Here is a 15,673-nt window from a genome sequence, read left to right on the forward strand (position 1 = left end):
CCGCTCAATTCAGCGGGTTTTTTATTCACGTTGAACTTTGATTAAAGTCTAAATAAAAGACTTTTGAAAGTAACTCCATAAATTTTTGCACAGCAATACCAGTGGCATTCTTGCGATAACTTACAAAGAGATCAAGCGAAGGTAGCTCTACATCGAGTGGACGAGTCACACTATTTTCCAAGAGAAGTGGCATAATATAGCCAGGAAGAATCGTACACCCTAAGCCAATACCAATAGAGTTAATGTTAAACAAGATATTGTCAGCTTTTTGAACAATTTTAAAAGAAACACCATTTTGTTCAGCAAAGCCTAAAATGGTGTCATGCAGGGTCTTAGATTGCTCATCTGAAGGGATCACAAAATCAATGCCATCAAGCGCTTTTACAGGAATACGATCGTACTTTGCCAAAGGGTGATCTTTAGGCAGAATAAAAACTAAAGGCTCACGGAGTACAAAGCGACTCTCGATCTCTTCAGAATCTAAACGTTGACGAGTAAAAGTAATGTCCAATTCACCTTTCTTTATGCCTTTGAATTGCTCAATATTATTTAAGCTTTGTAATTCAATTTTTAATTCGGGATTTTGAACACGTAAGTTAGGTAATACATAAGGAAAGATTTTCATTTCTGCAACTGGCACAAAACCAATGCGTAGCATTTTTTGTTTTGCTTTAGACACTTGGCGCGCCATATTAATTGCTTTTTCTGCTTGAGCAATGGTGAGTCTCGCCTGTTCCAGAAACACAGCGCCTTCTTCGGTCAATTCAACTTTTCGTTTGGTTCGATTTAGTAAACGCACACCAACATCTTCTTCTAAATCTTTGATTTGTTGGCTGAGTGAAGGCTGTGCTGTGTAGAGCTTAAGTGCAGCTTTGCTAAAATTAAGCTCTTCTGCAACTGTAATAAAATAGCGCAAATGCCGTAATTCCATATAGCCTTCCAGAGAATAATCTAAAAAATGTCTTAATGTTGCTAAAGATGAGTATAAGTGAAATTGATCAATAAGTAGATGTATTTTGGTATTTAGTTAGTGAATGAAGCATTTTTTTGTATTTTAAAATTTACATGCATTTAATTTCTTACTTAGATAGAAATTTTAGATTTCAAGATCGAACTCTCATCGTGAATGAGTGACTGATTTGTATAGGTTTAGAAAAGATTGTATCTATTAAAGTTGAAACCAATTGTTTCGGCTTTAAGTCTATGAAAAATAATAATGTAGAGAAAAGTACGTTGAAGCTTTGGGAGATCAGTTGTTCAGCGTTAAGTCACATCCTAAACAAAATTTAACTTCCTCTATTTAAGATTTCTGTGGGTGATTAAAAAAACATCAAAAATCAGAAAAAAACAACAAAATCATAAACAAAAAGAAAGTCTGAGTTGTATATGATGAATAATAGAGGGATGATTGGTGTTCTATTTCACAATTTATTGATGAAATTATAACCACTTCATGGGAATTGAGATTGATGTTGTCTTAAATGAAACACGAACAGTGTATCTTTTAAAAACATAATTTAAAAATGCGAATAGATGATGAACATAATCTATTTATATAACTGAATAATCAACTATTTCAAAATCGCTTCGGTTTAAGGTGCTTACATTTATTATGTCTAATTTGACTGATATTCCAACGACGACTTCGAGTAATCCAGAGTCTACACTTGTTGTTGGACGGAAGCCGCAAGATTCTAATCTGCACTATCAACTAAAGACTGAAGATTGTATTCGGCATGTGTGGTTTAAACCAAAACTTAAATTGGTTTCACTGGATCACCATAATGGGCAAAGATTCGTTAATCAGGAACCACGTCCTGCACAGCTCAACCAATGGAATTTATATAAATGGTTGATGGCTCGTAAAAGCTTTACCTGGCAAGGTGATTTCGCGAAAGAGCAACAGGACTTTATTCAAACCAAACGTGCTAAGCCTGAGGCTCGTCCGCATGCAGATTTAGAAGATTGGCAAGTATGGTTTGTTGGTCATGCTACGGTTTTAATTCAAATTGGTCCATATAACTTCTTAACCGACCCTGTATGGGCGGATTATGTAAGCCCAAAGCACGGGAGTGGACCGAAACGTGTTATCCCTGCAGGGATTGCACTTGAAGATTTACCACAGATTCACGCAGTATTACTCAGTCATAATCACTATGATCATATGGATTTAGCGAGTTTGAATTGGCTACATCAAAAATTTGCTATGCCGATCTATACAGGTCTAGGAAATGCAGCCTATTTACCGAAAGCATTTCATGTGATTGAGATGGATTGGTGGCAGTCTGCCTTATTCAAAGATTTTAAAATTGTCTACACGCCTGCCCAACATGGTTCTGGTCGAGGGCTTCGTGATCAAAACCTTGCATTATGGGGTGGTTTTTCAATTTTATCTGAGCATGGTCATTGTTACTTTGCTGGTGATACAGGCTATGCACAACATTTTAAAGAGATTCACCAGCGCTTAGGTGCACCAAGGATTGCTTTACTGCCAATCGGTGCATATGAACCAAGAGTATTGATGCAATATCTACATATGAATCCTGCTGATGCATTCCAAGCACATAAAGATTTACACGCAAAACGTTCACTAGCGATTCACTATCGTACTTTTCAGTTAACAGATGAAGATCGGAATCAACCTGAGTTGGATCTGCACCAAGCGATGAAAAATGCATCTAAATTTATCAGTCCGTTTTATTGTATTCGGGAAGGTAAAAAACTAATTGTTTGAATAAAAAAAACCGCTGATAACAGCGGTTTTTTTATGGAGATATTAATTAAAGTAAGCCTGGATTTCCTTGTGCTGGGTCAGTTGCACGTGCAGCCTGTGCATCAGCTACGGTCATGCCTAATGCTTTTGCAACACCCTCGCCATATGCTGGGTCACAAGCATAGCAGTTACGAATATGACGATACTTAATGAAATCTAATGCATCGCCCATTGCTGCGGCTGTATTGTCAAATAAAGCCTGTTTTTGCTGATCATTCATGAGATTGAATAATGCGCGTGGTTGACTGAAATAGTCATTGTCATCTTCGCGGTAATCCCAGAAATCTGCCGCACCAGAAATTTTTAATTGTGGCTCTTTATATTGTGGCTGTTCCTGCCATTGGCTGAAACTATTTGGTTCATAGTGTGGCAAAGCACCATAGTTACCATCAGTACGACCTTGACCATCGCGACGGTTTGAGTGAACAGGGCAACGTGGTGCATTCACTGGAATTTGATAATGGTTAACACCAACACGGTAGCGTGCAGCATCTGCATAGTTGAACAGACGTGCTTGAAGCATACGGTCAGGTGAGAAGCTGATGCCTGGCACTAAGTTACTTGGGGCAAAGGCAGCTTGTTCTACGTCTTGGAAGTAGTTTTCAGGGTTACGATTAAGTTCGAATTCACCGACTTCGATCAAAGGATAGTCCCCTTTAGGCCATACTTTGGTTAAGTCAAATGGGTGATATGGAACTTTCTCTGCATCTAGCTCAGGCATGATTTGGACGTACATTTTCCATTTCGGGAAATCACCACGTTCAATCGCATCAAATAAGTCAGTTTGAGAACTTTCGCGATCTTTCGCAATAATCGCTTCAGCTTCTGCATCAGTTAAATTCTTAATGCCTTGTTGCGTGCGCATATGGAATTTAACCCAGAAGCGTTCGTTGTTGGCATTGATAAAACTGAAGGTATGGCTACCAAAACCATGCATGTGACGGTAACCATCTGGGATACCGCGGTCTGACATGACAATCGTCACTTGATGTAATGCTTCTGGAAGTAAAGTCCAGAAATCCCAGTTGTTGGTTGCACTACGTTTGTTGGTTTTAGGATCGCGTTTTACTGCTTTGTTTAAGTCAGGGAACTTACGCGCATCACGTAAGAAGAAAACTGGAGTGTTATTACCTACTAAATCCCAGTTACCTTCTTCAGTGTAAAATTTCATTGCGAAACCGCGGATATCACGTTCAGCATCTGCTGCACCACGTTCGCCAGCAACTGTAGAGAAGCGCACAAAAATATCGGTTTTTTTACCGATTTCAGAGAATAATTTAGCGCGAGTATATTGCGTAATATCATGGGTAACAGTGAAGGTACCAAATGCCCCAGAACCTTTCGCGTGCATACGACGCTCAGGAATCACTTCACGAACGAAGTTACCTAGTTTTTCATTCAGCCATAAATCTTGTGCAAGTAAAGGACCACGTGCACCTGCTGTCATACTGTTTTGGTTGTCTACTACAGGAGCACCAGCATCAGTTGTTAAGTGGGTGACAGGACATTTTTTTGAGTCATCGCTCATATTCATTCTCCATTTATAATATATGTCTTTCTTGATGGTTGGCTGAGCATTCACTTTTATAAGATCTAGCGCTTCCAATACCAGAGACATGAACCGTTTTGTTCGATCATTCTAAAGCAACATTGTGACAAGAATGTGTGTTTTATTGAGTTTACAAATTCATCATAAATCATGATGCGTTCAATTGGAGAGTTTAATTTGTAAATAAAATTCCAATTACCCTCATATAAATTAAGGGTTTATTTGAATATTCACCAATAGAATATTTGGTTCAGGTTAAAAGGATTTAACGATGATTTACAGTAAGGTTTTGGTTGTGCAATTCTTGGATATGAATCATAAGTTTGGTTGTTTAAGTGTTTGAATCTTACTGTCATGAAGCATTGCATGATTACTTCATGACGGCGATTAACTTAAGAATCTTTGTTAAACATCAAGCACAATGATTGGTGAGCGAGCTACAGTGTTGCATAGGGTAATGCGATGTTGAATAGTGGATGAGTCAACTTCTAACTGAGTTTGACCTTCCAATTTAGTGCATACACAGGCTTTGCATAAACCTTGTTGACAACCGCTTGGCAGTTTCAGTCCAGCTTGACGCGCGGCTTCAAGTAAAGTGACATTCCCTTCAATGTCGATACTTGAATTACTCTTTTTGAAAATCACTCGACGTGTAACCCCATCAGACTCAAAACTGAGAGGAGCAGGTTTAAAATTTTCTGTGTGAAATGCTGCTGCTTTAACGCCTGCTTGAATAAGTTGTTGGCGAGCAGAATCGATTAATGCTTGAGGGGCGCAGGCATATACGTGTTGGCATTTAAAATCTCGAATATAAGGTTGGAAAATTTCAAGACTAAAACGTCCTTGTCGTAAATCAGATGTCGACTCGTTCTGAACTTTGGAGCAGATGAAGTGAACATTCAAATTCGAATGCCCCGCGATTTGACGAATCTCATTTTCAAACAAAATAGAGTTTTCATCGTGGTTAAAGTAAAACAAATGAGCTTCAGCTTTACTTTCGATACGCTGATATTTTCTTAACATACTTAAAATTGGTGTAATACCGACTCCTGCTGCGATAAAGATTAACTTCGGCGGGAGGGCGTCTAAAACAAAATCAGGTGTAGATTGTGGTGGACTTACAATCGTCACCTCTGTATTTACAGGAACATGATCATGAATATAGTGAGAAACGATGCCCGCAGGTGTACGTTTCACTGCTATTTCAAAATAGCCATCTGCGCTTTGGCTTTCATGCAATAAGCTGTATTGACGAATATAAGTTTGCCCATTTATTTCAAAGCTTAATGAAATAAATGCACCTGCCTGCCATTTTAAATGTTCCCAGCCTTGAGGCTTGCTCATTTTGAGTGTTTTGACTTGACCATTAAGCTGTATTTCGACTTGTATAACTTTTGCCGACGCATTATAGAGCTGTGGCTTGTGTAAATATGTCATGGTTGAGGGTGGCTGATATTGAATTCCTCGTTTGATACGTTTTAATAATTCTTTTGGTCGAATGAGTAATTTGAAAGGGTTATTTTTTTCTTGATTACCAAAAGGTAGAGTTCTTTTAATGAGGCTGAGCGGTATCGCTGGAATCAGCTTTTCCATGGGTGAATTGTGATAAGGCAAATGATATTTTTCACAAATACTACGTACTACAGCTTTGATTTGTCTTTGACGATTACATGCTAAATCTGGAAATAAATGATGCTCAAGATGTGTATCTAATCCGCCATAAAAGATTTCAAATGGAGGTGGATTTGGATACGGGACCTCATCATCAAGGATTTTTTTGAGAAACTGATCCAGCGGTGCATATGGGATAAAATTGGTGGTACTTTTAATCTGTCGTATGAAATATTCTTCTTGCGTCTCATCAGGTCCAGGATCTGAATAAAGCTCCAAATTTTCAGCGTGATGTTCTAAGAAGAGGATATGAAGTAAAAAACCATAGCCTATCGTTGTTGTAAGATAATTTCCGATAAAAACAGGTAATTTTTTTGACCATTTTGCAGCGACAGGTGCTTCAATAAACTGTTTTTGAGCATGAGCTTTTATGAGACGAAGTGATTGAGTAAAGGTTTCTTTGGAAAGGATCTTTCGACCTTCTGTACGTGCTGCTGATGTGGCTGTATAGAGTGTGAAATAGTAGGATGGAGTGATCATCAGCGCACTGTAAATCAGCAATTGAACACTGTGATGCCCGTACCAGCTTTGACCTGCCAAGCTTCTTAAAAAGGAATACCCTAAATCATGATCTTTGCCAACGATGTTGGTAAATGGATGATGATTTTGATGATGCATGACGCGCCATTCACGAGGATCAGTCACAAAGTCCCATACCCAGCGTTCTGAATGAAACTCGGTTGCTTGGGGGAGGTGATCATAACTTCCGTGCATGATGTTATGACCGAGCTCTGAAAATTCGAGTAGGGTGTGTAAACAACCCAGAATAATGCCCCGTCCCCAAGATTCTAAACTTATACATTCACGAATAAGTTGCTCACTGCGTAATTTTATAGCCTTTGAATATGCAGCAACATTTCGAATATGATCAATATCTTGGTCGTTCATCTCGGCTTTGGTTTTTTGATATAACGCCGTGAGTTCATTGACCAGGCTTTGCTGTTCCTCAACAAGATTGGCATACATGTTCATAAAAAATTCCATTTTCTTTTATTTATGAATATAAGAGATTGAATTCACTTGTAGAATGATAATTAAACAGTTAAATTTGACATTAGATGACAAATAAAAACGCGAATAATGATGCTTAATTCATGGAAGTTTTTAAGGGAAGCGAATACAGCTCGGGTACTATGTCATGTTGCAGAAAGCTACGGTATTACTTTTGAGCAATGCCTAGAAAATACACAACTGACGAAACAAGATCTTTATCAAGAAAATTTTGAAATCCAAGAGCGAAATGAATTACAGATCATCAGAAATATTCTGAATCTAATCTCTGATGAACATCCCATTGCGCTCGAAGCTGGGCTTCGACATCACACCACCACATTAGGGGCTTGGGGATTTGCAATTTTAAGTAGTGCCAATGTCAGAGAAGCGTTGCTGATCGCGATACGATATCTGAAATTAGGCGCAATTTTTTCTGATGTGGCTTTGCAAGAAGATGGTGAATTTACACATTTAAATTTATTTCATCATGACCTAAGTGCTGATATGCAATTATTTATTTTAGAAAGAGATATTGCGACCATCATCACACTTCAAAATGACATTCTTGGTGCTCAATTACCATTTCAGATAGATTTAGCGATGACCAAGCCTTGCTATGCAAATCAGATAGAAGAATTAACTGGTTATCCTATTTTTTATGAGAAACCACAAAGTCGAATCACGATTCAATCTGAATTGTTGCTTACCCCATTGCGTCAAGCTGATGACTTCACTTTTATCCGTTACCAAAAAGAGTGTGAGCATGTATTTCGACGCCGAAAAAGCTTAGGGGACTATAGTAAAAAAATACGCGAGTTTTTATTAAAGAATGCATCACAAATGCCGACGATTGAAGATATATCCAAAGCTTTAGCTGTCAATGTTCGTACCATTCAGCGCAATTTAGCCAATGAAGGGATTACGTTTCACCAATTGGTTAAAAATTTACGTGAGGATTTGGCAGATGATTTATTGCTGGGTACTGATCTCACAATAGATCAAATTTCTGAACGGTTGGGTTATGCAGAAGTATCTGTTTTTTCTAGAGCATTCAAGCGCTGTAAGGGTATGCCACCAGCAAAATATAGAAAGATGATGCAACAATAGCAGAACACAATACTGAGATCATATTAAGACGTTAATAAAAATTTAATGACAATTTAGGTCATCATTTGCACTAGATAATCTACTTTCAAAAGCTATACTCGATAATATAAATAATGAAGTTATAGATAAAAATTCCAAAGAGGGTGCGTTTATGTCGGCATGGATGACACATCAAATACATAATCAATTTGATGAGCTTCAAGATTACAATCTATATACAACAGATCCAATCTTACAAGAAATCTTACAGCGTTATGGCAGTAGAAACTCAGTCCATTTAAGTGAGTTTGGCGCAGTCGTAGGTTGTGAAAGCTTTTATCACCATGCTGATCTTGCCAATAAACATCCTCCTATTTTACATAGTTTTGATGCTCGAGGCAGGCGGGCAGATTTTGTTGAATTTCATCCTTCATGGCACAAATGGATGGCGTTAAATCGTAAATATGCGGTTCATGCACATCCTTTTCTAAATTTTACTCAAGAATCTGGTTGGGTGGATTGGGCAGCAAAATTCTTCCTCAGTGGTCAAGTGGAGTGTGGAAACTTATGTCCAAATTCAATGACCTTGGGCAGCATTCCATTGATTCAAAAAGAACCTGAGCTGTGGAAAAAGCTAGGAGATAAACTTTTATCCACTGAATATGATGAACGTGATTTACCAATTGCTCAGAAAAAATCGATTTGGATTGGAATGGGCATGACTGAAAAGCAGGGTGGTTCTGATGTGCGTGCTAATGAAACGACAGCTGTTCCAGTTGGGCAGTCTGGAAGAGGACAAGCTTATTTACTAACTGGGCATAAATGGTTTTTTTCAGCACCTATGTGCGATGCACATTTGGTTGTTGCTAAAACTGAGCATGATGGCTTGGCATGTTTCTTTGTTCCGCGATGGTTGGAAGATGGCACAAAAAATGCGATTCATATTCAACGACTCAAAGAGAAGGTTGGAAATCGCAGCAACTCCAGCTCTGAGGTCGAATTTAAAGAGGCTTGGGGCATTATGATGGGGGAGGCTGGACGCGGCATTCCAACGATTATTGAAATGGCAAACTATACCCGATTAACGTGTGCGGTAGGTTCAAGTGGCATTATGCGTCAGGCCCTAGTACAAAGCATTGCCTATACACGTCAACGTCAAGCATTTGGTAAGAGACTCATTGAGCAACCATTAATGCGGTCGGTGCTCACAGATCTTGCTTTAGAGACTGAAGCGGCAATGCAGTTGAGTTTCCATTTGGCTCATTGTTATGAACATGACAGTGAACTTTGTTTGGCATGGAAACGTATCATGACACCAGCAGCAAAATTTTGGGTTTGTAAAAGAGCAGTAGAAATGACTGGTGAAATGATGGAAGTCTTTGGTGGCAATGGCTACGTTGAACATGGCATCATGGCTCGTCTCTTTAAAGAAGCACCTGTGAACACCATTTGGGAAGGGTCAGGTAATGTCATGTGTCTCGATGTGCTTCGTGCTATTTCACGTGATCCTGAATCAATCGAGCATTTATTTAAAGATTTAGCATCTACTGCAAGTCACGACAAAATACTTAATGAAGAGTTGCAGGGACTGTTTAGATTATTTCATCAGGAACCTGATGATTTACAATTTATGGGGAGAAGCTTAGTCAGTCGTTTGGTTGTGCTCTCTCAAGCAGTATTGCTGAAACGTTATGCGCCAGATTTTATTGCCAATGCTTTTATTGCGACGCGTTATCAAAAATTTCATGGTCAAGTGGTGGGAATGCTTGATCCTAAACAAGTAGATGTGACCTCAATTTTAAATCGAGTATTTGCCGCTTAATTATTTTCCAAAACCCTTTTCTGATAGACAGCCAACACATAGATGCGGTTGGCTGTTATCGATACATAAAAATAAATAAGTACGACAGTGTGAAAAAATAGAATTCACTAGAATCGTGTCATTAAAAATTTTTAAATTTTGATCATATTAAAGTGAATAAAACATGTTGATCAAAAGTTATCTCCTCAATAAAGATTATTCGTCATTATGCACATGCAAAAAAAATCAAAAAAATTAAAGTATTTTTTGGTCTTAGTGGTATTGGTTGCTTTAGCTCTTTCTGTTTATTTCTATATTCAGTCACAAAAAAAGCAGCCAGAACCGCAGACCGTTGAAGTCACTCAAGGTGATCTAACGCAGATTGTTAAAGCCACAGGTGAAATTTATGCATCTGATATTGTCTCCGTGGGTGCACAAGTCTCAGGTCAAATTCAAAAGCTGTATATCAAGTTAGGACAGGATGTAAAAAAAGGCGAATTAATCGCTGAAATTGACTCGACAACACAGTTGGACAAGCTCAATACCAGTAAAGCCGAACTTGAAGCTGCGAAGGCAGACTTGGCAGCGAAACGTGTCGCTTTACAAACTTTAAAACAAAACTATCAGCGTAAATTAACCTTATACAAAGCTGAAGCAGGCTCTCGTGAAGAGCTCGAACAGGCGAATAATCAGCTTAAACAAGCGATTGCAGATGTTGAGTCAAATGAATATCGGCTGAAACAATTACAGATTAATGTGAATACAGCACAAACTGAATTGGGCTACACACAGATTCGCTCTCCATTGACGGGTACCGTGGTTTCCATGCCTGTTGAAGCTGGTCAAACCATTAACTTTGCACAAACGACACCTTTGATCGCGACGATCGCCAACTTGAATAAGATGGAAATCCGAATGCAGGTCGCAGAAGGTGACTACACTAAATTAAAAGAAAACATGCCAGTTAAATTTAGCACCTTGGCAGACCCCAATGTGAAATTAGATGGTGTGATTCAAAGTATTGATCCTGCTTTAACGACCCTGACCAAAGGAACTTACGACGATAAAAATGAAAATGCGAATGCAGCAGTGTTCTACTATGCAAGAATGTTGGTGGACAACCCTGAGCGTAAACTCAGTATCGGTATGACAACCCAAAATGACATTATTGTAAATCAAAAAAAGAATGTGCTGAAAATTCCGAAAACAACGGTGATTGGATATGGATCAGATGCCATTGTTTACCTCTATCAACCTGATACAAAACCTCAACCAAGAAAAGTCGTGACTGGAATTTCTGACTCAAATGATATTGAAATCAAGTCTGGTTTAAAGTTGGGTGAAAAAATTTTGGCAGAGGCACCTGACGATAGTGCGAATACATCAGGCGATACTTAATGAGTTTGATTGAACTAAAAAAAATAAATAAATTTGTAGGTCCAGAAAATAATCAACAACACATCCTAAAAGATGTCAGTCTCAGTATTGAACAGGGTGAGTTTATTTCGATTATTGGGCAATCAGGTTCAGGTAAGTCTACTTTAATGAATTTACTTGGATGTTTGGATCAAGCCTCTTCAGGACAGTTTCTGTTTCGTGGACAAGATATTTCCTTATTGAGTAATGATGAGCTTTCATCGTTACGTTTAAAAAGTTTTGGGTTTGTGTTCCAACGCTATAATTTATTGAATGCTTTATCTGCTTTAGAGAATGTCGCCTTGCCCGCGATTTATTCAAATTTGAATGCAGAAAACCGTGCAGATCGAGCACTGCAACTTTTAGCTCAGCTCGGTTTAGCTGATAAGAGTGACAATAAACCCAATGAAATGTCGGGTGGACAGCAGCAACGAGTCAGTATTGCCCGCGCGCTTATGAATGGTGGTGAGGTTATTTTAGCCGATGAACCCACAGGCGCTTTGGATTCTGAAAGTGGTGAAATGGTCTTGCAAATTTTGGAAGATTTACACCGTCAAGGGCATACGATTATTTTAGTTACTCATGATAAAAGTATTGCAGAACGTGCAGATCGTGTCATTGAAATTAAAGATGGACGCATTCTTTCGGATACGCAGCGTAAATCTTTAGGGCAAGTTTCTCCATCAAAAGTTTTTCATGCGGACATGAAATTCAGCTTTGTTTCCCAAGTGTATGAAGCGATGAAAATGTCTTTGCACTCAATTTTCGCCAATCGTTTAAGGTCATTTTTGACCATGCTAGGGATTATTATTGGCATTTGCTCAGTCATCATTGTCATTGCCATTGGTAATGGCGCAAAAGAAAAGTTTTTGAATGATTGGGGAGGATTGAAAACAGCAACACTTGAGATTTATCCGGGGGGAACAGCTTTAGCTGCATCTGCCAGCCGTTTAAATATGGATGATTTAAATGCTCTCAATGAGATGAAAGAAATTACCCATGTTTCTCCACATGTCAGTTTAAGCGGGAACATGATTTATCAAAATCGTAATATTGATGTGAGTGCAACAGGTGCAGATGGTTTTTATTTAAAAATTAGAAACATGAAAGTTCAACATGGTCGCTTTTTTACACAGAGCGATGTTGAACAGCGCTCCCAAATCGTAGTGATTGATAAGCAAGCTGCTGAAAAATTATTTGGACAGCAAAAATTAGCTTTAGGTAAAACAGTCTTATTTAATAAGCGTTCTTATGAAGTTGTTGGAATCGCTGAACCTCAATATAGCTCAGGTTCTTCACAAATTTGGATGCCTTATAATGTATTGATGTCGCAAATTTCAAGTAGTGATAATGTCAATCTGCTGACTGCGGTACTACATCAAAATACTGACTCAGTGAAAGCCGAAAAGAAAGTGAGGCAACTATTGATTGCTCGTCATGGTGTGGAGGATTTTGATATATACAACAGCGATGAGTCTATGAAGTCCTTTGAAAAATATTTAGGAACGATGACTTTCTTTATTTCTGCAGTAGCCTTTATTTCATTGGTCGTAGGTGGCGTTGGTGTGATGAATATCATGCTCGTTTCTGTGACCGAGCGAATTAAGGAAATTGGCTTACGAATAGCAGTTGGTGCTCGCCAAAGTGATGTGCAGGCTCAGTTTTTGATTGAATCTGCAGTTTTATGTTTAATTGGTGGCGTAATTGGTGTTGCGATCGCCTTGATCGCCAGTTTTATTTTTAATGCGATTAGCTCAGATTATAAGATGGTATTTTCATGGTCAGTTGCTATTATCGCACTGCTATTTTCAACGCTGGTTGGTTTGATCTTTGGTTATATGCCCGCTAAACGTGCTGCAAACTTAAAACCAATTGAAGCCTTAGCCCATGAATAAGAAAAAATTAGAGATGGCTGTTCAGTGAGTATTGTCTGTATTAACAGGTATTCAAAGTTCAAGATACTAAAGTTAACATTTTTTATCGTGGAATTTATTGTTGCAAATCAGTCTAATATTTTAACTGCAAATTCAATTTTTTTACTTACTAAACCGTAAGTACTTCTCATCCTTCTTCTGCCTCAAGAAGCTTTTAATTCGCCTTGTTGCACTGCCACATCCGCAGTATGACGAGGGGGAATATGGCACTTTTGCTTTAAAGCTTATTTAAAAAATAAAGATCAATAAGAACCATAGATAAATTTATCTCATGAGGCTGATATGACAAAACTCCTAACCACTAGTTTATTTGTGACCACCATTGCTTTAAGTGGCTGTAATGATTCTGATGATAAAAGTCCAAAAGATTCATCAAATCCATCTCCACTCACTTTGCAGACTTATACTCCTGGAGAGGATGCTGTTTTTGCCGTTGCATCAACTTTAATTTCAGGAAAAAAAGATGCTATTTTGGTCGATGCTCAATTTCAGAATCAATACGCTAAAGACGTAGTCAATCTGATTAAGAAATCAGGTAAAAATTTAAAATATATTTATATTTCCCATAGTGACCCTGACTATTATTTTGGAACCAATGAAATTTTAAAAGCATTTCCAAATGCTAAGGTTGTTTCAACCGCGCAGACAGCTTATTTGATACAAGCCTCTAAAGAAGATAAGTTATCAGTTTGGCAGCCACAATTAGCAAAAGGCGATGCCCCTGAAAAGATTATTATTCCTGAAGCCTTAAATTCAGGATATATGGAATTAGATGGGCAAAAGATTCAAGTCCAACTTGATCCAGAGGATTCCGCACATAGTTTCTTATGGATTCCAAGTTTAAAAACAGCATTGGGTGGTATTTCGGTCGCTTATGATGAGCATTTGTGGATGGCCGATACCAATGGTGTGCAAGGGATCGATCTTTGGAAGAAGCAAATTGATAAAATACTGAGTTTAAATCCTGAAAAAGTGATCCCAGGTCATTATGTAAAAAGTGACTTTTCACCTAAGCCATTGGATTGGATTAAAGGGTATTTAACGAACTTTAAAACAGCAGTTACTGAAAATCAAAGCTCGGAGGGGATTTTGGGATATATGAAAGCAAAGTATCCAGATCTTGAGTCGAGTGAAGAAGTGCTAAAAATGTCTGCACAAGTATTTGCCAAAGAAACCGATTGGAAAGTTGCATCTCCTTATCCGCCAATAGGACAAAAAATTCAAGTCGATTTTACGAGTTTGAAATTTGATCTTGATGTCAAAGACCATCAGAACCTAACTTTTACAGGTGCTGGTGGCGCAGTTGGGCCAGATCTTTCTGAAGCGGTAAAATATACACCTGTTGAGATTGCTAAAAATATTTTTATGGTTTATTGGCATGAGGATAAATCAGGAGATAATGTCGTTCATATTCAAGATTATAATCGAGATATCGTTTACACCAACATTGCTGGGAATGATGGAACAATTCATCTTAAAGGCAAAATACTAGGCGTCAAAGGTGTAATCAAGGACATCGGTTTACAACAAGCATTGAATAAACCATTCTTCGCTATTGGACAGACTTTGGCGTTAAACATCAATGGTCAAACGCAGCGTCTTGAATTCAAAGACCAAGGTCTTTTAAATATCACATCAGGACAAAATACATCTGCCAATATTGAATATGTAGCCACACAGGTTGGACCTGAGCAGTTTATGGTGTATTGGACAGATGATGCGACTAGAGAAAATGTTGTATTAGTCATCGATCAAAAGCAAAAGATCGTTTACCAAAATATCGCAATGCCAGATGGAAAATTTAATCATCATCGAGGTACATTTAGTCTTCTACCGAAATAATGATGATTTAGTCCTTTCTATGCTGTGTAAGAGCACCTTTGGGTGCTCGAGTTATTGATCAATTTAACATAGAAAAATGGCAGAGCTAATCTTAAACATTGTATACCTTCGATGTAGGTCATTGAAAAAACCATTATCAAGTTGCTTGTATAATGTACAAAAAAGCGTAATATCGCTTTCCCATCATGAAGGATGGATAAACTGAAGGTGATTAAAAAATGGCAAAGAAAAAAGCGTTGCCAGAAGTTGTGATTCACAACTTTGTGGCAAAACATATGCATGAAGTCAACAAAAGCCAAGTTTTTGTAGATCGTAAGAAAAATGCAAAACGTGGCTACAGCAAGCATAAAAAAGGGAGATATTCGAATGACTATCTCCCTTTTTTATATGCCTAAACACGTGAAGATTATTCTGCTCCACCGATACTTCCACAGCAATCTATATCAACATGTGATGATAATTCGCCCAGTTGGTATTCAAAACTCATCGTTGAGCCATGACCTAGCGTATGATTTGAAATAGATTTGTTAGGTGTTGAACTACTTTTTAATTTACTAACATATAAATGAAATAGAATTACCGAGATCGCTACGATCGACATGAAGATA

Annotated in this window: 11 protein-coding genes; 7 read left to right on the forward strand and 4 right to left on the reverse strand. The window is 38.1% G+C overall.

The annotated features are described in order from the left end of the window. Positions 1–25: 25 nt before the first annotated feature. Complete coding sequence (gene hcaR / locus AC1M85_RS02020; RefSeq protein ID WP_092766703.1) at positions 26–931, reverse strand: DNA-binding transcriptional regulator HcaR; 906 nt, start codon at positions 929–931, stop codon at positions 26–28. 681 nt (positions 932–1,612) lie between these two features. Here hcaR and AC1M85_RS02025 point away from each other — a divergent pair. Beyond that, positions 1,613–2,734, forward strand: a complete 1,122-nt coding sequence (locus AC1M85_RS02025) for an MBL fold metallo-hydrolase (protein ID WP_092766704.1) — start codon at positions 1,613–1,615, stop codon at positions 2,732–2,734. Between the two features lie 46 nt (positions 2,735–2,780). Here AC1M85_RS02025 and AC1M85_RS02030 read toward each other — a convergent pair whose 3' ends face one another. Both AC1M85_RS02030 and AC1M85_RS02035 read right to left on the reverse strand, forming a co-directional pair. Next, positions 2,781–4,301: a catalase gene (locus AC1M85_RS02030; protein ID WP_488213458.1), complete on the reverse strand. Its 1,521-nt coding sequence runs from the start codon at positions 4,299–4,301 to the stop codon at positions 2,781–2,783. A gap of 426 nt (positions 4,302–4,727) precedes the next feature. Further along, positions 4,728–6,965, reverse strand: coding sequence for a fatty acid desaturase (locus tag AC1M85_RS02035; protein ID WP_488213459.1), 2,238 nt, complete (start codon positions 6,963–6,965; stop codon positions 4,728–4,730). A 108-nt stretch (positions 6,966–7,073) separates the two neighbouring features. On the opposite strand from AC1M85_RS02035, the gene AC1M85_RS02040 reads away from it, so the two are divergent. The 6 genes from AC1M85_RS02040 to AC1M85_RS02065 all read left to right on the forward strand — a co-directional run bounded on the left by AC1M85_RS02040 (position 7,074) and on the right by AC1M85_RS02065 (position 15,460). Continuing rightward, positions 7,074–8,093: an AraC family transcriptional regulator gene (locus AC1M85_RS02040; protein ID WP_081403219.1), complete on the forward strand. Its 1,020-nt coding sequence runs from the start codon at positions 7,074–7,076 to the stop codon at positions 8,091–8,093. A gap of 151 nt (positions 8,094–8,244) precedes the next feature. Then, complete coding sequence (locus tag AC1M85_RS02045; RefSeq protein ID WP_488213460.1) at positions 8,245–9,894, forward strand: acyl-CoA dehydrogenase family protein; 1,650 nt, start codon at positions 8,245–8,247, stop codon at positions 9,892–9,894. A gap of 213 nt (positions 9,895–10,107) precedes the next feature. Next, a complete protein-coding gene (locus tag AC1M85_RS02050; RefSeq protein ID WP_481587336.1) occupies positions 10,108–11,271 on the forward strand; it encodes an efflux RND transporter periplasmic adaptor subunit in 1,164 nt (387 codons plus the stop codon). Continuing rightward, positions 11,271–13,184: an ABC transporter permease gene (locus AC1M85_RS02055; protein WP_488213461.1), complete on the forward strand. Its 1,914-nt coding sequence runs from the start codon at positions 11,271–11,273 to the stop codon at positions 13,182–13,184. The genes AC1M85_RS02050 and AC1M85_RS02055 overlap by 1 nt, the downstream gene beginning before the upstream one ends. 321 nt (positions 13,185–13,505) lie before the next feature. After that, on the forward strand, positions 13,506–15,065 hold the full coding sequence (locus AC1M85_RS02060; RefSeq protein WP_180028637.1) for an MBL fold metallo-hydrolase: 1,560 nt from the start codon (positions 13,506–13,508) through the stop codon (positions 15,063–15,065). 218 nt (positions 15,066–15,283) lie between these two features. Then, the gene (locus AC1M85_RS02065; RefSeq protein ID WP_180028638.1) at positions 15,284–15,460 is read left to right on the forward strand and encodes a DUF7230 family protein; all 177 of its coding nucleotides are present in this window, start codon (positions 15,284–15,286) and stop codon (positions 15,458–15,460) included. A gap of 11 nt (positions 15,461–15,471) precedes the next feature. Here AC1M85_RS02065 and AC1M85_RS02070 read toward each other — a convergent pair whose 3' ends face one another. Beyond that, a complete protein-coding gene (locus AC1M85_RS02070; RefSeq protein ID WP_481953525.1) occupies positions 15,472–15,666 on the reverse strand; it encodes a hypothetical protein in 195 nt (64 codons plus the stop codon). Positions 15,667–15,673: the final 7 nt, after the last annotated feature.

Source organism: Acinetobacter sp. 24-47-64 (assembly GCF_057737055.1).